Raw genomic sequence first — 16,882 nt, 5'->3', positions numbered from 1 at the left:
GACTACATCAGGGCCAGCGGCATGAACCAGCCGCAATCAAAGGCCGTATACATGCCTGCACCCGACCAATCGTCAGAAATGCCAAAAAGCCCTTGCCACGCGGAGGCCGTCCATACATGCCACTGAAGTTTCATCCGGCTGCGATTAGAGTCCCGATGGTTTTGGATACGCCAAATGGCGCGGTGTGAGCAACCGGCGGAAACGCGAAGCTTTCATCTTGCGTAGTGTTGGAGCCGGTTGCGGCGATGGACCCGGCATAGTCTGCCGGGGTCTGGTATCCGAGCGATGAGTGCGGCCGGAAATTATTGTAATCTTCGGCCCACTCAGCAATGGCACTGCGGGCATGGTCGAGGCCGAAGAACAAGCTTTCGTTGAGCAGCTCGTCGCGCACCGGCCGTTGAAACTCTCGACATAGCCGTTCTGCATCGGTTTTCCCGGCGCGATGTAGTGCCACTCGACCTTGTGATCTTTCGACCAGGCAAGGATGGCATTCGACGTGAGTTCGGTGCCGTTGTCAGAGACGATCATCCCCGGTTTGCCGCGCCGCTCGATCAGCGTTGTCAGTTCTCGCGCGACACGGCGACCGGAGATCGACGTATCGGCGATCGCTGCCAGGCATTCACGCGTCACATCGTCGACGATGTTGAGAACGCGAAAGCGTCTGCCGCAGGCAAACTGGTCATGCACGAAATCCAGCGACCACCGGGCATTTGCCTTCGCTTCGACCAGGATCGGCGCACGCGTGCCGACAGCACGCCGTCTGGCTTTCCGTTTGCGAACAGAAAGCCCTTCCTCGCGATACAGCCGATAGATGCGATTGACGCCGGACGGCTCTCCTTCCCGCCGAAGCAGGATGAACAGCCGCCTGTAACCGAAGCGCCGTCGCTCATTAGCCAACTCGCGGAGCTTCGCTCGCAATTCAACCTCCGGCGGTCGACACGACTGATAACGCACCGTCTTGCGATCGGCAGATATGATCAGGCAGGCCCGCCGCTCCGAAAGACCCATGACGGTCTTCAGGTGCATGACGGCTTCACGCTTGGCGGCGGGCCCTACCATTTTTTTGATAGAAGCTCGCGCAGTGCGGCTGCATCAAGCATCTGTTCGGCGAGCAGCTTCTTCAGCCTGGCGTTCTCGTCCTCAAGCGCCTTCAGCCGCTTCGCCTCGGACACCTCCATGCCCCCGTATTTGGCTTTCCAATTATAAAACGTGGCTTCTGAAATCCCGTGCTTCCGGCACAGGTCCACCGCCTTCGCGCCAGCCTCCTGCTCCTTCAGCACCGCAATAATTTGCTCTTCCGTAAATCTCTGCTTCTTCATGCGTCCGTCCTTCAATGGCCCGGACTCTAATCAATTTTGGAGGAAATTACCCGTGGCAGGTCAAACTCCACAAGTTCTGGCAGGAGAGAAGATCTGCTTGGTAGCACGCGATCATATATTCCCGTCTACTGTGGATCGACAACCGCTACGAATGTCGTCAGGCAGCTGAGGTCGCATATGAAAATAGGAGTTTCGATGCAGAACAACACCCTGCAATCGGAGAAAATGTCAATATCATACGTGCGATCCGACAGTGTTCCCACAAGCGAGGTTCACAAGGTACCCCAGGCAGATGGTTATAGCATCATAACTCAGCTTCGGTATTTTGAGAGGCACTGCTTATGGCGCGGCGGGCGAGTGGTTTTTGACGGAAGTCACCCGGAGGGTTCGCTTGCGATTACTGATCTCACTGAGGATTGGCGTTGTATGCACGGTTCTCCGTTTGAGAACGTCCGCTTCAATATCCCGCGATCGGTTCTACAGGATTTTGCTCGCGAGCATGGGAAGACCAGCTTTGTTACACTGACTTGTGAGCGCGGACTCCATGACCCGATTGTGACGTCGTTGGCACAGGCACTGGTTCCAGCTTTAGTACGACGGGTTCCAGCGGACACCCTATTCATAGAGCACATGATGCTGGCGCTGCAGGCCCATGTATTGTCGTGCTACGGCGGTATAAATGTGCAGGCGAACAGGCGGCACGGGCTGTCGAACCGACAGCTCAATACCGCGACCTCCTATCTTGCGGCTAATACCGGACGGGACGTTCGTGTTGCGGAGGTTGCCGCCCATTGCGGCCTCTCACTCAGCTATTTCATAAAGGCATTCAGGGAGGCGACCGGACGAACACCTCATCGCTGGCTGCTCGAGTACCGTGCGCAACGCTCACTGGATATGCTTTTGGGCGATCAATCGATTGCCGAAATCGCCGCAGCCTGCGACTTTGCGGATCAGGCGCATTTTTCCAGGGTGTTCAAACAAATATACGGGGCGACTCCTGGAGGCTGGCGGCATCAGCGAAAACTTTAGAGCCGGATGACCTCAGGTCTGTCCGACGTTAGATCCGAATCCGCCTCTCCATCAAAAGTGCGAGTGGGATGTCGCAGGATGGTCGGCAAAAGGATTCGCATCGGGTGACGATCATCTGGTCGGATCACTCAACGAGAAGATATCTCTGTGCCGTTTTCCCAACTATTGCGTGATCAGGGCCGCGACGAACAGGGCCGGTTCAAGCAAAGCGTCGACGTTGGCCGGTCGCTGTCCGGCGACAAGCGCCACAAGGCAAAAACGGTCACCAAGCCCGGCGAGGGCGAAAAGGGCGATCACCGCTCGGCCACGCATTGAGGCGGCAGCCATGAACAACATCGCCGGCGACCTCCGTTTGAAGCTTGAGCAACTCGTCGACCACTACGTCACCTCCGGCTCGGAGGCGCCGGAGGTCATCGCGGCGATGGAGAAGGAACTGCGCGACATGCGGCGGGCTTATGACGCCGATCCTGCAGATGAGCCGACCGAGATCGAAGAGCCGGCCAATGACTGGCCCGGCGCGTCGCGTTAGGAGCCTCATAGTCTTGGGTTCAACGCTCTGTGGTGCGGCATCGACTGTTTCGCGGGTTGCCTCCGGAGTATCGTCTCCCAATGAAGCAACGCACCTCCCACTCGCGGCTCGTGCTTTGGGAAAAGCTTGCCGCACTTCTCCCGCGGCAGGCTTTTCGTTATTGATCCTTCTCATACATGTCGAACACGCGGCGTTGTCCCGCACCTCTCTCAACCCCTTGTGTGAGGCATGACGCAAGTTGCCGTCATCGGTCCACCCGCGGACTCAATCTCGGCGATCAAGGTCGGCTGCGCAAAAACGATATTCTTGCCCACACTCACTGGCAGCCGCTATGAACGCGTCACTAGGGTCAATGTCGGGCGGCCCGCCGTTGAGGGCACTGAGACATGCCTTCCGAGCCGCCGCGTATGCCGGACCTTTCTGATCTGGCCAACTTGTCATCAAGCACTCTGCGGCTTCCCTGGTGTTTTTCACGGTACGGAATTGGTCTTTTCCGTCGATCACTAGTTCCACGCTGCGGTCCCAGATATCGTTTTTCACGAATTCCTCCGTTGGCGCCTAGATGGTCGGCGAGGCAGGCTGCTCCTGAGGGGATCGCTCGCAGGCTCACGAGGATGGCAGAGTCGAGGTGCCAGCGCGCGGGACTAAAGTCCTGAGCAGGCAAAAATTCCGTTCAATCATCGAGCGCGTCGTCAACGCGGCCGTGATCTCACTTCATCATCGGCGGAAAGTCTTTAGGGATCGGGGTCGGATTAGGAACTTCAGCCGGCGGCAAATCCGGGATCGGCTCCTCGTTCGGCGGCTGCGGTACATCGGGCGGGAGGTCGGGAACTGGCTCCGGCTTCGGATCAGGTTTCGGGTCTGGGGAAATGGTCGCCATGGCGCGGTCCTTTCTATGGTCCCAATCCATTCATGGCGCAGTTTGTTCCTGACGACCTCAGTGAACTACAGTGATCACCGGAATGCCAGCTTCCTCGGCTGCTCGGATGAGCGCAGCTCTTGCATCTGCCGCCGACGTCTTGCCATGCAGCGCCTGCAAACGTGTCTGCACGGCCAGGAGGTATGGCGAGGAGAAGCGCGCTCTCGACAACACCAGCGCCAGCTATAACGTCATCCTTCGCGATCAGTTCGCTCAGTGCATCCTCAGCGGGCGAAGGGAACGGAAGCCGAAATCCTGAGCTGTCCTCTTGGAGTGACGTTTGGACCCTGAGACAACTTACTTTCGGTAGGGCGGATGTCGACGAGAATCCTGCAGGCGCTGCGATAGTAGATTTCGCCTTCGGCCGTGAGACTGGTTGTCCGCGCCGAGCGCAACAGCAAACGCGTTTGAAGACCATCTTCGATCCGCGAAACCAATTTGCTCACGGAAGACGGCGACATGTTTAGGTGTTTTCCTGCCGCCGCGAAACTGCCGTTCTCGACGACGGAGATAAATACCTGCATCTCTCTCTACGATCGGGATCGCGCCAGAGTTCTCTGGCACCCTGATGCTCCATCCTTCACCTGCTATGATGACGTCGTGAAAAACCTCTTGAAGCCGATATGCATGATCGCCGCCGATCGCATCAAGAGCCTCGCCGAAAGCCGCAACTCGACGCTTGGCATCACTTTCTTCGTGGCCCTCGCTATCGCCCTCTGGAGCACCCACAGCGGCACGCTGGCGATCTTCAATGCGATGAACGTATGAGGCAAAGGAAAACGGGGACTGATCACGCTGAACCTCGTCGGACTATGCTTTACGCTCGCAGCGATGCTTCCTGCCGCCACGATGATCGGGCTGGTCGCCGTCATGCCTGTGGTGCTTTCTCATCTGTGGCTCGCCCAATTCAAGGAGCACATGGTCCTGCTTCTGAGATGGCCTTTGTTGCTTTTGATCGCGGCCGCAGCGGCGACCGCGGCCTACCGATTCGGTTCGAACCGGGAGCCCGCCAAGTTCCGATGGCTGACGTGGGGTGCCGTTCTCGTGACCGTTTCATGGTTTGCAATGTCGCTCGGCTTCTCGTTCTATCTGAAGCACTTCGCCAACTATGACGCGTCCTAAGGCACTCTCGGGGCGCTGATCGGTTTCCTGGTTTGGACATGGCTCTCGATCGTCATCCTGCTCGTGGGAGGCGAGCTCAACGCGGAGTTGGAACACCAGACGGCGAAGGACACCACCACCGGAGCCCCATTGCCGATGGGATCACGCGGAGCCTTTGTGGCGGACACCCTTGGCGAGGCCGCGGACCGGCTGCACTGACCAGCACATGCTATTCGCTCGAGGGAACGAACTGCAAGGCTGTGGCTTTCCTTTGAGCCCAACGAGGAGACGGATCATGGGAAGCACATCGGACAAGATCAAAGGCAAGGCGAACGAAGTCGCCGGCAAGGCGCGTCAGGCGGTCGGCAAGGCCGCCGACAATCACGAAGAGCAGGCAAAGGGCAGTGTTCAGGAAGCCAAGGGCAAGGCCCAGGATGCCAAAGGCAAGGTCAAGGACGCTGTCAAGAAGGTCGTCGATAAGGCGTAGCTGCAAGCCCTCCAGCACAGTCCAAACTCGGCCCGCGCTCGTCGCGGGCTCCTTCCACGAAAAGGAGGCCACATGAAAGTCATCCCTTTCGCCACGACGGTCGTCGCGCTCAGCCTTCTCTCAGGAAACGCATGCGCCCAGGCTGCCGAGGATCCGGCAGTCAATGCATGCAAATCCACCGGCCTTCTCGCTCTTCAGGAAAGATCGCCGGAAATCACGGATCTTGTCATGGACATGGAGAGCCTGGCGATCAGCAAGGCCGACACGAAGGTCGAGGACGTGCCCGTCAAGACGGTCATTCTGGGTGAAGCGTACATCGCCCGCAAGGAAACGACCGGAAAGCCCGACCGGTTCGTCTGCCTGCTTGGCGAGAAGGGCAAGGTCCTGCTGACCTTCTTCACCGCCCAGTAGTCGCACAGTGCGCCGGGCTGTGATACAGCCGCGCGAGTCTGCGGGTTCGTCGGAGGCGGAACGATGTCGGTCGTTCGGCCGAAACGCTCTCGAACAAACCGCTCTTCGGCAACGGACGTGGATCGCAACTGCCGCGCCGTCATGGAGCCAGCGTCCAGGCGAGACCGGGAATCCTTGCAGACCGGGCGAGACCACTGACGAACCAGGATCCGCGGGTTACAGGTGTGGGCATCGATGAATGCGGTGTCCACCCCGGCTACTTGGCTATCGAACATCCCCAAGCTGTGCGCCGGGTCGCGGTTCTTTCAAGTGGTTTTTGTTGGCAGGTTCAAAGCACATCGGAGGCAAACATCCCGATCATCACGAGCACGGCCATCGCGGCGACTAGCAACCAGAGTATCGCTTTCACTCTCGGGTTGGTCGGAATTAGCGTCGGAGTATCCGGCGTCGCCTCGATGTCGCCGGAACGCCTCGAATCGGGGTATCGTGCCATGAGGTTCTCCTGATTGCCGAAGAAACGATCCTGCACAGTCCAGGTTCCCGGCAAATGGCTCGACGACGCCGTCAGAGCCAGCCGGATCGCCTAAACCGGGCGTAAAGGAAGCCGCACAACGATGCGATGACAGCAAGCACGACGAAGTATCCGTACTCGGTCTTCAATTCTGGCATGTTGTCGAAGTTCATCCCGTAGATCCCGGCGATCGCAGTCGGGACTGCGGCGATCGCAGCCCATGCCGCGAGCTGGCGGGTGATGGTGCCCTGGCGCTGCTGCTCGAGGAGATTACTCGCCTCGAAGACGGACGTGATGACGTCCTTGAGGCCGCCGACCATCCCTTCGACCCGCCGCGCGTGATCAAGGACGTCCCTGAAGTAGTTCTGGGCTTCGGCGTCGATACAGGGAAGGTCGATATGGACCAGCTTTCCACAGACCTCCGTCATCGGCCCAAGAACCCGCTGGAAGCGGATCAACTGCCGACGCAGTTTGAAAAGGCGCTTGATCTCCCGACGCCCAAGGAAGGCATCGAGCATGTCATGTTCCATCGCCAGCACGTGATCCTCGATCGCCTGGACGACGGGCAGGTACCCGTCGACGATGAAGTCGAGGATGCCATGCAGCACGTAGTCCGGCCCGTTCTTGAGAATCTGTGGCGCCTCCTCGAGTTGCCTGCGAAGTTCGCTGTGCCCACGGTCGGAACCGTGCCGGACGGAGATTATGTGCCTGGGGCCAACGAAGATCGCCGTCTCTCCGTACTCGATCTCGTCACCGTCAAGATGGGCTGTCTTCGCGATCACGAAGATCTGGTGGCCGTACACTTCGACCTTGGGAACCTGCCTCATGTCGAGAGCGTCCTCGATCGCCAAGGCGTGCAAATGGAATGCCGTCTGCAGGACCGCCAGCTCTTCCTTCGTTGGATCGTGAAGCCCGATCCAGGCGAACTCATCTGCTGCTTCGGGCGGCTTGGGATCATCGGGGGAAAGGGCGGCGGCGCGCTTGCCGTCGCGATAGAGGTAGGCGGCTACTACAGTCACGGGTCATCCTTGGTATTCGGCGGTTCGATGTTGGCCCCGCTGCGGAAAAATGTCCATCTGCAGCCATTGCAATTGGCGGAAAAACGTTGCGAGTGCCGTAACCTCACTCTGCCGGGCGCGTGAAAAAGTGATTGACCGTCCTAGTTCAGGCCAAGACGGCGCCGTCCTGGTCGGAGATCTCGAAGGGCATTCCGTCGATACGCTCCGAATGAAGAACGAGTTCGGCGACCATCTCTCTCGCAGCCTTCCGCGCCTCGTCTCGAGCAGCGTCTATTGACGGAAGGTCGATACCTTCCTGGTCGATGTCGTGTCCTCCCTGTGAGACGCCAGCGAGACCGGTAACTTCTCTGGGGTCGCATACAAGTTGTTAAGTCCGAGCGGTCCATGACCATCGCTTTGTTCAAGGAGGCGACAGTGGCGGTGGAATGGACGATTACGATTGAGGGAAAGAACGAGTTCGGCGACACCTGCCGGAAAGAAGTTCGTATCGACAAAAGCTGGGAGCGCCTGTTCGAGGGAGAAATTGGCTTCTCGATCAATGACGGCAAAAAGATACTCGCGGCGCTGCAGAGCGCGGTCGTAGGCCACGAGGCGGAAACCTTTTGTCTCTGTCGTCGAGTCTGCTCGGATTGCCATGCATTCCGGCCAGTCAAGGATTATACGACTCGCCGGCTCCGAACCGTGTTCGGCACGGTAGAGGTGCGCAATCCTCGCTGGATGTTGTGTCGGGATTGCTATCCGGGCATGATTGCCGCCTTCCCACCGATCTCATCGAAGGGCCCGCTCCTACGGAAAGCGAGCCCTTGCCGCGCCTCTTGTATCCCCTAGCCATTCAGCGCGGAATTGACCACGCGGCACCCGGAGAGGGGTGTCATCCGGGTTGAACAGAAGAACTGCCGCGCACCCCAGGCGCGCCAAACAAGGCAGGTTCTGCAATGTTCCCCAAAAAATACCCCGCCGGAGCAGCAGTTAAGGGGGAAAAGGTGACCGCGCGGCACCAGGGAAGAGGGCTGCGGCTCCAACATCACTGGCGACTTTGGTAAGGAAGACTACCGCGCGGCCGTCATCCAAACGCTCAAGATAGGCAACCGTTCCCGTCCGGTAGCGTACGAACAAAGAAGACCCCGCTGGCTGGTGAGTGGTTGCGGGGTCAGGTCGCCACTGAGGCTGGATGCGCTGGCGGGGTGGATGCCAACACGCACTCCGGCATAATAACGAAGAGAGGAGACTTCGCGTTCCGGTTCGCCAGCGTACAGACAAAGCCCTGCCTCGGCGGGGCTCGGTCGGTTCATCTGCTGGAGTCAATCCAGTACCACGGACCTGAACGGGAAAACCGCGATGAGATCTCCGTTTTCATCAACGATCTCGAATTGCATTGAGCGTATCCGCTCTCCCCTATGGACCAAATCGGCGACAACCTCGCGGGCGGAGTTGACTGCCTCTTCATGAACTGCCGCGAGATCTGGCAGATCGATACCTTCGTCGTCTTCGACGAATTCATCGCCTGCACGGATATGGAAGTAATACTTCGCCATCTACCAACAACCGAGGGAGGGCGGCCTCCTAGTTCGCGAACAATCAAGGCTTCACATTGTTCCTGTCCGGTTAGCGCGCCCCCCATGATGACCGCGCGGTGCCAGGACGAAGTGTCGGTCATCGCTGGCGTTTAACAGGACGGCTGCCGCGCGGCCATATCGATAACTAATCGGCACCAGCGACGTTCCCGTCCGCTAGCGTACCGACAAAAAGAGACCCCGCGTGCTTTGAGGGAGTTGCGGGGTCAGCTCGCCATTACGAGTTGCTGATGAAGGCAGGATCAGTATCGCATCCATAGCCCAGCTTCTCTGGCGGCGGCAATAAAAGCGGTTCGTGCAGCCTCGTGCGACGTACGATCGTCGAGCGCCGCTTGACAAACATTTTGTGCACGAAAGAAAGCCGGACCGAACGTGGACCACCGCGGGTTGTAAGCAATGTCAAGGCTGCCCGTGTGCCTGTGATTACCTCGCACCGCTCACCGGGCCTCAGTTGCAATTCAGGAGTTGTCACGTTATCGAGTGGTGAGCGGTCTTTGTCGCAAGCAGTCTGCGATCAAGCAGCCGCGCCGGTGACGGCCTTCCAGTGCGCTATTGCACGGATGCGATGAAGGTGGGTGGCCAGTGCGGATCGTTTGTGACTTGGGGTGACGAAAAGATTTCGAAGCGCGGAGAAGATCGAGATGAAGCGCTGCAGACTTCCTGGGGATCGGAAACCTTGCATCGTCCTCTCCCGTTTTCGCAGCGGCAAATGAGAATTTTCCGCTCGATTGTTGAGACCCTTATGGGACCGGTGTTCGACCGTTGGCATGAGGTCACGTTTGGCCGCACTATAGGAGCGGAGTTTGTCGGTGATGATCCGCTTGGGTGGCATGCCCTGCTTCTTCAGCAGCCTGAGCAGCAATCGCTTGGCGGCCTTCGTATCGCGTCGGCCCTGAACAATCTCGTCGAGAACGTAGCCATCTTGATCAACGGCACGCCAAAGCCAGTGCTTTCTGCCCGCGATGGAAATCACCACCTCATCCAGATGCCAGACATCCTGGCGCGAAGGTCGCCTGCGACGAAGTTGTTTTGCGTAGGCCGGTCCGAATTTCCGACCCCATCGCCGGATCGTTTCATCCGAGACGACAATTCCGCGCTCCAGCAGCATTTCCTCGACAAGGCGTAAACTCAGTGGAAACCTGAAATACAGCCAGACCGCATTCGAGATGATCTGTTGCGGGAAACGGTGGCGCTTGTAGCTGACGGCAGAACTCTTCATCCCACCGTCTCTATGCCCAATTCACTGACGCCTCGTTTATGTGACAACACCGCCGTGACCGATGATCCCGCAAAGCTATGAATGATTTGAATTATTGGGGAACGGTCCAATGCGAGGCGAAAGCGTACCGGTCAGATGGATCAGAAGTTGGCCTCCGGTATGTGCCAACGGCAGAAACCGCGGCGCCTCTGGAAGCAATAAAAAAAAGCACGTCCGGCCAGCGCGTTAGAGACGAGGTCACCAAGCAGTTTTGCATAGCCTCGGGAAATTTAGTGTCGCTGGAAATTATTTCGAATGCCCGGAGCGGTTCAGCTCTTAGGTCCGCCTTGCAGGCAGGATAATCCTCTGCACGGGCTTCAGCTTCGGCCATTATGGTTTGAAGAGCAATCTCGACAGCGTCTACGACCACGAACACAGCAACGAGCGCCGAGCTATCGAAACCATAAGTGCCAGTTATTGGCGATGTTCCGCTATTTATTCATAATAGCGTCAGCTTTGGACCGCGCTATGGCGACATTAGACAATTCATCTATATGGCGGCGGCTAACGAACGGATGTGCTCACTAGCGCAAAATCAGGGGTAGAGATATGGCCACGCGCAACGCAATCTCCCCGGCGACTCCGCGCGCTCTTTATGAGATCCACACCGATCCAGCGACGCTGCATGAGGCCTCCTGGCCCATTCGCAAAGGGGCGTTCGGCAACGGCCCGCGGTTGACGTAGTCTGGGCTTTCGACTTCGAGATCATGGTCATCGCGTGCATCCCCGCATCCCACTAGGCGACCACATGACAAGCGTGATGCATACGAATGCGCGGAAAAGACTGCATTATCATTGACAAATGTGGAGGTTCACCATGACTGACTTAGGATCCGGGAGGATCAAAGACGAAGCGCTGCTTATCGCTCGTATATTTCTCGCCGTTCTGTTCCTCGTATTCGGTTGGGGCAAACTCACCGACTATCCCGGGACTGTCGCCTACATGATGTCGGTCGGCGCTCCCCTGCCGTCCGTCCTTGCGCGTTTGGCAATGGTGATCGAGTTTTTTGGCGGCATCGGGCTGGTACTTGGCATCTGTGTACGGCCACTGGCGTTGTTGTACGCACTCTTCTGCCTTGTGGCCGGTTTAATTGGTCATCGTTATTGGACCCTGACGGGGGAGTACGAGTACTTCATGAACAAGATAAACTTCTATAAGAACATCAGCCTCATGGGTGGTTTTTTTCTGTTGTACGTCACCGGCGCTGGAAAATACTCAATCGACGCAATGTTGGGACTGGCTGGCGCGCCGCCGCGACGGACACAGGCTCCGTGAACGCGGCTGGATAGTGGCCCGGGCTACCTCGGCGAAGAGATCGAAAGGTGTCCGGAGAGTGGCGACAGATGTCGCTTTGTGCCTGCGGTGCGCCATAGGTATCCCCGGGTAAAGGTAAGCCTCCAGTGTAGGCCACCGATCAGGGCCGCTTGATCGTTCAACGGCTTCAGGGTCTAATGCCACGGAAGCAATTGCTCCACCCTGCTGATCGGTGTCGGCGGTGTTGGCGAGGACATTGGCCAGCCAAGCCTGCTGATCGATATGGTTGAGCTTGGCGCTCATGATCAGCGTCGCCATGAAGGCGGTGCATCGGCACCACGACGCGACCTGTCGAAGAGACATGACTTCCTTGCCGGAACAACGCGATTCATCTTCAGGTTCGTCGTCGCGATGCTGGAATGGTCAAGATAGTGACAGATTATGGTCACGTCGGTACCCGACTGTAGCAATGTGGCGGCACAATTCTGGCGACCATGTTTCGATCGACAGAGGCGCCACTATCTGCCCCGCCCGACTATGTCGGGTAGCCATGATCTGAAATGTAAACGTCTGAGGAACAAGGAGATTTCCCGGACAACGCGTAGCCGGCAATCGCATCGCCGTCGAAACCGGCGTGTCGCCTGCCACTCTCAGCCGGGTGATGACGCAGGCTGGTCTGTCGAAGCGCAACGACATCGACCCGCGCCAGCCGGTCGCGCGCTATAAGTACGCCGAGCCGGGCGGCCTGATTCATCTCAACATCAAACACCTCGGCCGCTCTGAGCGTGTCGGCCACCGCATCACCGGCGACAGGACCGGCTAGAGAAAGTCCTGTGGGATTGGCTGGGAGCATATCCACGTCTGCGTCGACGATCCCTCCCGCATCGCCTTTACAGACATCTCCCTGGACGAAAAGGCGGCTAAGGCGATCGCCTTCCTCAAGGCGGCCGTCGCCTTCTACACCAGCATGGGCGTCACCATCCCGCGGGTCATGACCGACAATGGCTCCGGATACACGGCAAGAACTTCGCCACCGCCTGCAAGACCCTGGGGCTCAAGCACATCCGCACCAAGCCCTATACGCCGAAACCAACGCCAAGGCCGAACGGTTCATTCAGACGCCCTGCAGGAATGGGCTTATGCTTGCGCCCACCCGTCCTCAGAGGAGCGAAAAGCGTATCTGCTCCATTGGACGCATCTCCACAATTGGCATAGCCCGCATGGCAGTGTAAACTCAAAATCACCAACCGGTCACCTGGCTCTATCCAGCGACAACCCGTTGAGGCTCCGCAGCTGGAGCGGTGCTGGCCGACGATACGTTCGATCCGACCCATGGTTACTCCAGGATATGATGCTGAGGATTGCCATGCCGCCGACGAAGATCAAAGCAGGTGAGAAATCGTCCCCATTCACAAGGAGGCCGATCGTCTATAGCACCCACCCCGAAAGCAAGTCCGGCTTGCTGATCGACCAGCACCAAGGCGCGATCCTTCGGCTCGATCAGGATGTCGGGCATTGCCCTCGCGGTTTCAGTTGTGTCATGATTTAGATAGCTCCAAACATCGGGAATTTATCACCGCGGCTTCACTTCGCTCCCGACAGCACAGCCTTGAAGGTGATTTCGATGAGCTGTTCGGGAAAGGCCAGTCTCGTCACACCGATCAAGTTGCTGGCGCACTGAGGTCGCGCCGTGCCGTAGGCCTCCTTGCGCACCTTGCCCGCGGCGGCGAATGCGGCGTCGACATCAAGGACATAGAGCGTCTCTTCAACGACGTTGTCCAGCGTTGCCCCGAAGCGCGCCAAAAGCCTGCCTGCATTGGCGTAGGTCGCCCGCATCTGCTGTTCCATCATCGAGAACTCGGCCGGCTTGCCGGATTCATCGAGACAAGCAGGCGCGATCAGGTTCCCGTTCTCATCGTGGCTGAGTTGGCCGGAGACATGAATCGTGTCACCAACCTTGATTGCCTGTGCGTATCCGTAGGCATCTTCCCACGGCACACCGAAATAGGCGGCCTCTTTACCATTCACTGCGACCGCGTTTACGTCGTTGCTTTGCATATCGAGCCTCCTGGCTTCTTAATCTGGCGTCGCGTCTCGGTGGCGACCCTGAAAGTTTCGGTACGTCGATGCTTTGGAGAATGACCTTGCAACTCCGGCCAAGGAAATCATCTTTCGCAATCGAGTCGATAGACGGTCGTTATTGCCGCCGCCGGCGGGCCATTCCGGCCCGGGCCACAATTGTCCGCGTGCATCAGCATGGGGCACACATCATCAGGAACAAGTGACAGTCTATGGAAAGGTCACGGGGATTGATCAGCAAGATTAATGCTCTCGTGGATAGCAAATGGCCTTCACGTACGGCTGGCACTGAGCCCCGGCGAGGCCCACATCAATCGGCTCGCGGGCAAACTCCTGAACGACACACAGCCGTTGGAATCGCTGCGCGGACCGGTAGGTGTGCACGAGAAGTCCGACGCGGCCGAAGATGCGGCCTTCGATGCCGTGGAACAGCGCTTCGCGCCGGATCCTCGTCTGAAATCCGGGTCAATGCTGCCCGCAGACCCTTGTTATCACGCCGATTGGATCAACAAGCACATGGGCCAACATCCCGTCAAAAGCAATCGCAGCGATCCAACCTGCTTCAGCGCTTATCCGTACCGCGCCCGTAACTGGGTCGAACGGTTCTTCAATCGGATCAAGCGATGTCGTCGAGTCGCCGCACGCTATGACAGCCTCGCCTCCAATTGCCCTGCCTTCGTCCAGCTTGCACCCATTCGGCTGTGGTTGGCTGCGTTATGAGTCCGCACCCTGGATGGCCGACGGTGCGATCCGAGATATCCCGATCGCCCCTGCAGCCAGGAACAGGAATTCCAAAACGAGCATCCAGAGCAACGTGCGTCGGGGCGCGGCCGTCATCGTCAGCGTGACATGGCGTACGAAGATGATGGCAATCCAGAAGATGGCAGTGCCAGAAGCTTGGCGATAATGCGTGAACTGTGATGGGCAACGGTTGCACCGATCATCACGAAATTGCCGTAACATGAGCGGTGAGAAGGCCATTAAGAGCGAGAAAGCCGACTGTATCGACATAGCCGCCGGTGAAGCTCAGAGCGGTCGGTAGGTTCAGCTTCACGTCATTGCTTCCTCAAATCGAGCCACGCAACGAGCAAGAATCCGCCGACCAGACCCAGATGCTCGAAGAAGGAATTGGCGGCCATGAAGCGCTCCATGCCTGCCGGCAGCTCCCAGAAGCGGAGCGCCAGAAACGTGGCGAGCAGCGTGAAGGCCCCGAGCCCGAGGGCCCCGAGCCAGCGAAAGACCCCTGCAAGGATCATCATCGAGGCGCCAAGCTCCAGGATGATGACGAGCACGGCAAAGAGCGGCGCCGGCGAAAGCCCGAAATGGTTCATTTCGCCGATTGCGCCCGGAAAATCCGTCAGCTTGTTGACGCCGCCCTGCAAATAGGCGGCGCAGAGGCCGAGATATGCGACAAAGCGCATCCAGGGCGCCCCGAAGATCGGGCGGACAAGGTTTGCAAGCTTCGCTTCCAGGGCGAACATCTCGTTTCTCCTCACACAGCCCAGCAGGCACAGCCGAGGGCGCCCCAGAAACTCTTGAGGTCGGCGACCGGCAGCTTCGAGCCCCAGGCATTGGCGTGGGCGTGGCCGTGGACGTTGCAGTCGTTGGCGCAGCCGCAGGAGGTGATCATCCGGCGGTGCAGCGAGTTCTTTCCGGCACCTTCAGGCTCGCCCCAGGCGGCATAGCCCTTGAAGGTTTTGACCGGCGACCAGTCGGGCATGGCGGGCGGAACGGGGTTCTCGTCAAGCTTGGCAAAGTCGCCGGCGCCGTAGACGATCCTGCCGCCGACCATGGTGAAGTCAGAGGTGAGGAAGGAGATTTCCTCCTCGGCACAGGCGAAGAAGTCCTTGTCCGGCACGATCAGATCGGCGAACTGGCCTTTCTCGATGCGGCCCTTCTTGCCCTCCTCGTTGGAGAACCAGGTGACGTTTTCCGTCCACATGCGCAGCGCCGTCTCGCGATCGAGGCAGTTGCGGCGCGGATAGATCTGCATGCCGGCAACCGTCCTGCCGGTGATCATCCAGGCGAGCGAGACCCAGGGATTGTAGGAGGCGACGCGGGTGGCGTCCGTGCCGGCCGATACCTTGATGCCTTTTTCCAGCATGCCGGCGACAGGCGGGGTGGCTTCGGCGGCGCCCAAGCCGTAGCGCTCGACGAAGTATTCGCCCTGATAGGCCATGCGGTGCTGAACGGCGATGCCGCCGCCAAGCGCCGCGATGCGGTCGATCGACTGTTCGGAGATCGTCTCGGCGTGATCGAAGAACCAGTTCAGGCCCTCGAGCGGGATGTCCTGGTTGACCTTCTCGAAGACGTCAAGCGCGCGGCTGATCGTCTCGTCATAGGTGGCGTGCAGCCGCCAGGGCCAGCGGTTTTCGGCCAGCACGCGCACGACCTCTTCCAGCTCGCCTTCCATCTCCGGCGGCATGTCCGGGCGCGGCTGGCGGAAGTCCTCAAAATCGGCGGCGGAGAAGACCAGCATCTCGCCGGCACCGTTGTGACGGAAATAGTCGTCGCCCTGCTTGTACTTCACCGAGGCGGTCCAGTTGAGGAAGTCCTGCTTTTCGGCCTTCGGCTTCTGGGTGAAGAGGTTGTAGGCAAGCCGGACCGTCATCTGCCCCTCGTCGGCGAGCTTCTGGATAACGGCATAGTCGTCGGGATAGTTCTGGAAGCCGCCGCCGGCGTCGATGACGCCAGTGACCCCGAGACGGTTCAGCTCGCGCATGAAGTGGCGGGTGGAGTTGACCTGGTAATCGAAGGGCAGCTTCGGGCCCTTGGCGAGCGTGGCATAGAGGATGCCGGCATTGGGTTTTGCGAGCAGCAGGCCGGTCGGATTGCCATTGGCATCGCGGGTGATCTCGCCGCCGGGCGGCTCCGGGGTCTCCTTGGTGTAGCCGACGGCGCGCAGGGCGGCGGCATTGAGCAGGGCACGGTCATAAAGATGGAGGATGAAGACCGGGGTATCGGGGGCGATCGCGTTGATCTCCTCGATGGTCGGCAGGCGCTTTTCGGCGAACTGGTGTTCGGTGAAGCCACCGACCACGCGCACCCATTGCGGCGGTGGGGTGATCGCCACCTGTCGCTTCAGCATGCTCATGGCGTCGGCAAGCGAGCGCACACCGTCCCATCTGAGCTCCATGTTGAAGTTCAGGCCACCGCGGACGACGTGGGTATGGTTGTCGATCAGCCCCGGCAGCACGCGTTTGCCCTTGAGATCGACGATCTTCGTATCCGGGCCGGCGAGCGCCATGATCTCGTGGTCATCGCCGACGGCGAGGAACTTGCCTTCCTTGACGGCGACGGCGCTCGCCGCCGGGTTGGAACGATCGAGCGTGGTGATCAGGCCGTGGTGAAGGATGATGTCGGAAGTTGCGTTTTCCATAATCTTCGTCCT

At 58.9% G+C, this 16,882-nt stretch carries 18 protein-coding genes and 9 pseudogenes; 11 read left to right on the top strand and 16 right to left on the bottom strand.

From position 1 onward, the window contains the following. Positions 1-130: 130 nt before the first annotated feature. Positions 131-1,319, bottom strand: a pseudogene (locus HGP14_RS27130) (IS3 family transposase). Between the two features lie 195 nt (positions 1,320-1,514). Here HGP14_RS27130 and HGP14_RS27125 point away from each other — a divergent pair. The 3 genes from HGP14_RS27125 (at position 1,515) to HGP14_RS27115 (ending at position 2,877) form a co-directional block, all read left to right on the top strand. Then, on the top strand, positions 1,515-2,348 hold the full coding sequence (locus HGP14_RS27125) for an AraC family transcriptional regulator (RefSeq protein WP_205927360.1): 834 nt from the start codon (positions 1,515-1,517) through the stop codon (positions 2,346-2,348). A 147-nt stretch (positions 2,349-2,495) separates the two neighbouring features. After that, the gene (locus HGP14_RS27120) at positions 2,496-2,663 is read left to right on the top strand and encodes a hypothetical protein (protein WP_168832958.1); all 168 of its coding nucleotides are present in this window, start codon (positions 2,496-2,498) and stop codon (positions 2,661-2,663) included. 10 nt (positions 2,664-2,673) lie between these two features. Next, positions 2,674-2,877, top strand: a complete 204-nt coding sequence (locus HGP14_RS27115) for a hypothetical protein (protein ID WP_168832957.1) — start codon at positions 2,674-2,676, stop codon at positions 2,875-2,877. A 186-nt stretch (positions 2,878-3,063) separates the two neighbouring features. On the opposite strand, the pseudogene HGP14_RS35760 reads toward HGP14_RS27115, so the two are convergent. The 5 genes and pseudogenes from HGP14_RS35760 to HGP14_RS36770 form a co-directional block, all read right to left on the bottom strand. Continuing rightward, a pseudogene (locus HGP14_RS35760) lies at positions 3,064-3,188 on the bottom strand (ATP-dependent DNA ligase); the annotation flags it as partial. After that, positions 3,142-3,390, bottom strand: a complete 249-nt coding sequence (locus tag HGP14_RS36775; protein WP_409527108.1) for a DUF982 domain-containing protein — start codon at positions 3,388-3,390, stop codon at positions 3,142-3,144. The gene HGP14_RS36775 and the pseudogene HGP14_RS35760, both read right to left, overlap by 47 nt. 196 nt (positions 3,391-3,586) lie before the next feature. After that, complete coding sequence (locus HGP14_RS27105) at positions 3,587-3,757, bottom strand: hypothetical protein (protein ID WP_168832955.1); 171 nt, start codon at positions 3,755-3,757, stop codon at positions 3,587-3,589. Positions 3,758-3,814: 57 nt separating this feature from the next. Continuing rightward, positions 3,815-3,940: pseudogene (locus HGP14_RS27100) on the bottom strand (DUF982 domain-containing protein); the annotation flags it as partial. A gap of 80 nt (positions 3,941-4,020) precedes the next feature. After that, positions 4,021-4,320: a LysR family transcriptional regulator gene (locus HGP14_RS36770; RefSeq protein WP_168832954.1), complete on the bottom strand. Its 300-nt coding sequence runs from the start codon at positions 4,318-4,320 to the stop codon at positions 4,021-4,023. A gap of 106 nt (positions 4,321-4,426) precedes the next feature. On the opposite strand from HGP14_RS36770, the pseudogene HGP14_RS27090 reads away from it, so the two are divergent. From HGP14_RS27090 to HGP14_RS27080, 3 genes and pseudogenes are all read left to right on the top strand, one after another. Next, positions 4,427-5,116, top strand: a pseudogene (locus HGP14_RS27090) (YihY/virulence factor BrkB family protein); the annotation flags it as partial. A gap of 76 nt (positions 5,117-5,192) precedes the next feature. Further along, entirely contained in the window at positions 5,193-5,384 is a 192-nt protein-coding gene (locus tag HGP14_RS27085; RefSeq protein ID WP_168832953.1) for a CsbD family protein, read from the top strand. Between the two features lie 72 nt (positions 5,385-5,456). Next, the gene (locus HGP14_RS27080) at positions 5,457-5,795 is read left to right on the top strand and encodes a hypothetical protein (protein WP_168832952.1); all 339 of its coding nucleotides are present in this window, start codon (positions 5,457-5,459) and stop codon (positions 5,793-5,795) included. Between the two features lie 328 nt (positions 5,796-6,123). Here the strand turns inward: HGP14_RS27080 and HGP14_RS27075 are convergent, their stop codons facing one another. From HGP14_RS27075 to HGP14_RS36765, 3 genes and pseudogenes are all read right to left on the bottom strand, one after another. Continuing rightward, positions 6,124-6,288 (bottom strand): hypothetical protein, encoded by a 165-nt coding sequence (locus tag HGP14_RS27075; protein ID WP_168832951.1) that lies wholly within the window; start codon positions 6,286-6,288, stop codon positions 6,124-6,126. Between the two features lie 71 nt (positions 6,289-6,359). Then, complete coding sequence (locus HGP14_RS27070) at positions 6,360-7,325, bottom strand: magnesium and cobalt transport protein CorA (protein WP_168832950.1); 966 nt, start codon at positions 7,323-7,325, stop codon at positions 6,360-6,362. A 145-nt stretch (positions 7,326-7,470) separates the two neighbouring features. After that, a pseudogene (locus tag HGP14_RS36765) lies at positions 7,471-7,635 on the bottom strand (DUF6894 family protein); the annotation flags it as partial. 74 nt (positions 7,636-7,709) lie between these two features. Between HGP14_RS36765 and HGP14_RS27065 the strand changes: the two are divergent. Continuing rightward, positions 7,710-8,153 (top strand): hypothetical protein, encoded by a 444-nt coding sequence (locus HGP14_RS27065; protein ID WP_168832949.1) that lies wholly within the window; start codon positions 7,710-7,712, stop codon positions 8,151-8,153. A gap of 473 nt (positions 8,154-8,626) precedes the next feature. Here the strand turns inward: HGP14_RS27065 and HGP14_RS27060 are convergent, their stop codons facing one another. The 3 genes from HGP14_RS27060 to HGP14_RS27050 form a co-directional block, all read right to left on the bottom strand. After that, positions 8,627-8,860, bottom strand: a complete 234-nt coding sequence (locus HGP14_RS27060) for a DUF6894 family protein (RefSeq protein WP_168832948.1) — start codon at positions 8,858-8,860, stop codon at positions 8,627-8,629. Between the two features lie 281 nt (positions 8,861-9,141). Beyond that, a complete protein-coding gene (locus HGP14_RS36760; protein ID WP_168832947.1) occupies positions 9,142-9,333 on the bottom strand; it encodes a DUF982 domain-containing protein in 192 nt (63 codons plus the stop codon). A gap of 80 nt (positions 9,334-9,413) precedes the next feature. After that, on the bottom strand, positions 9,414-10,118 hold the full coding sequence (locus HGP14_RS27050; protein ID WP_168832946.1) for an IS6 family transposase: 705 nt from the start codon (positions 10,116-10,118) through the stop codon (positions 9,414-9,416). A gap of 856 nt (positions 10,119-10,974) precedes the next feature. Between HGP14_RS27050 and HGP14_RS27045 the strand changes: the two genes are divergently transcribed. Next, complete coding sequence (locus HGP14_RS27045; protein ID WP_168832945.1) at positions 10,975-11,433, top strand: DoxX family protein; 459 nt, start codon at positions 10,975-10,977, stop codon at positions 11,431-11,433. Between the two features lie 173 nt (positions 11,434-11,606). Here the strand turns inward: HGP14_RS27045 and HGP14_RS27040 are convergent. After that, positions 11,607-11,786, bottom strand: a pseudogene (locus HGP14_RS27040) (transposase domain-containing protein); the annotation flags it as partial. A gap of 221 nt (positions 11,787-12,007) precedes the next feature. On the opposite strand from HGP14_RS27040, the pseudogene HGP14_RS35755 reads away from it, so the two are divergent. Beyond that, positions 12,008-12,700, top strand: a pseudogene (locus tag HGP14_RS35755) (integrase core domain-containing protein); the annotation flags it as partial. Between the two features lie 296 nt (positions 12,701-12,996). Here HGP14_RS35755 and HGP14_RS27030 read toward each other — a convergent pair. Next, positions 12,997-13,470, bottom strand: a complete 474-nt coding sequence (locus tag HGP14_RS27030; RefSeq protein WP_168832943.1) for a Rid family hydrolase — start codon at positions 13,468-13,470, stop codon at positions 12,997-12,999. Positions 13,471-13,646: 176 nt separating this feature from the next. On the opposite strand from HGP14_RS27030, the pseudogene HGP14_RS27025 reads away from it, so the two are divergent. Next, positions 13,647-13,830: pseudogene (locus HGP14_RS27025) on the top strand (IS5/IS1182 family transposase); the annotation flags it as partial. A gap of 111 nt (positions 13,831-13,941) precedes the next feature. Continuing rightward, positions 13,942-14,221 (top strand): annotated as a pseudogene (locus HGP14_RS27020) (IS5/IS1182 family transposase); the annotation flags it as partial. A gap of 325 nt (positions 14,222-14,546) precedes the next feature. On the opposite strand, the gene HGP14_RS27010 reads toward HGP14_RS27020, so the two are convergent. Together HGP14_RS27010 and HGP14_RS27005 are read right to left on the bottom strand one after the other, a co-directional pair. Further along, positions 14,547-14,972, bottom strand: a complete 426-nt coding sequence (locus HGP14_RS27010; protein ID WP_168832941.1) for a DoxX family protein — start codon at positions 14,970-14,972, stop codon at positions 14,547-14,549. A gap of 11 nt (positions 14,973-14,983) precedes the next feature. Then, positions 14,984-16,870 carry an amidohydrolase gene (locus HGP14_RS27005; RefSeq protein WP_168832940.1) on the bottom strand — a complete coding sequence of 629 codons (1,887 nt, stop codon included), beginning with the start codon at positions 16,868-16,870 and terminating at the stop codon, positions 14,984-14,986. Positions 16,871-16,882 lie beyond the last annotated feature (12 nt).

It is taken from the genome of Rhizobium sp. P32RR-XVIII, from assembly GCF_012641395.1.
Lineage (GTDB): Bacteria > Pseudomonadota > Alphaproteobacteria > Rhizobiales > Rhizobiaceae > Rhizobium.
The sequence above is the reverse complement of the archived record's forward strand: the minus strand, read 5'-3'. Positions and strand labels throughout refer to the sequence as shown.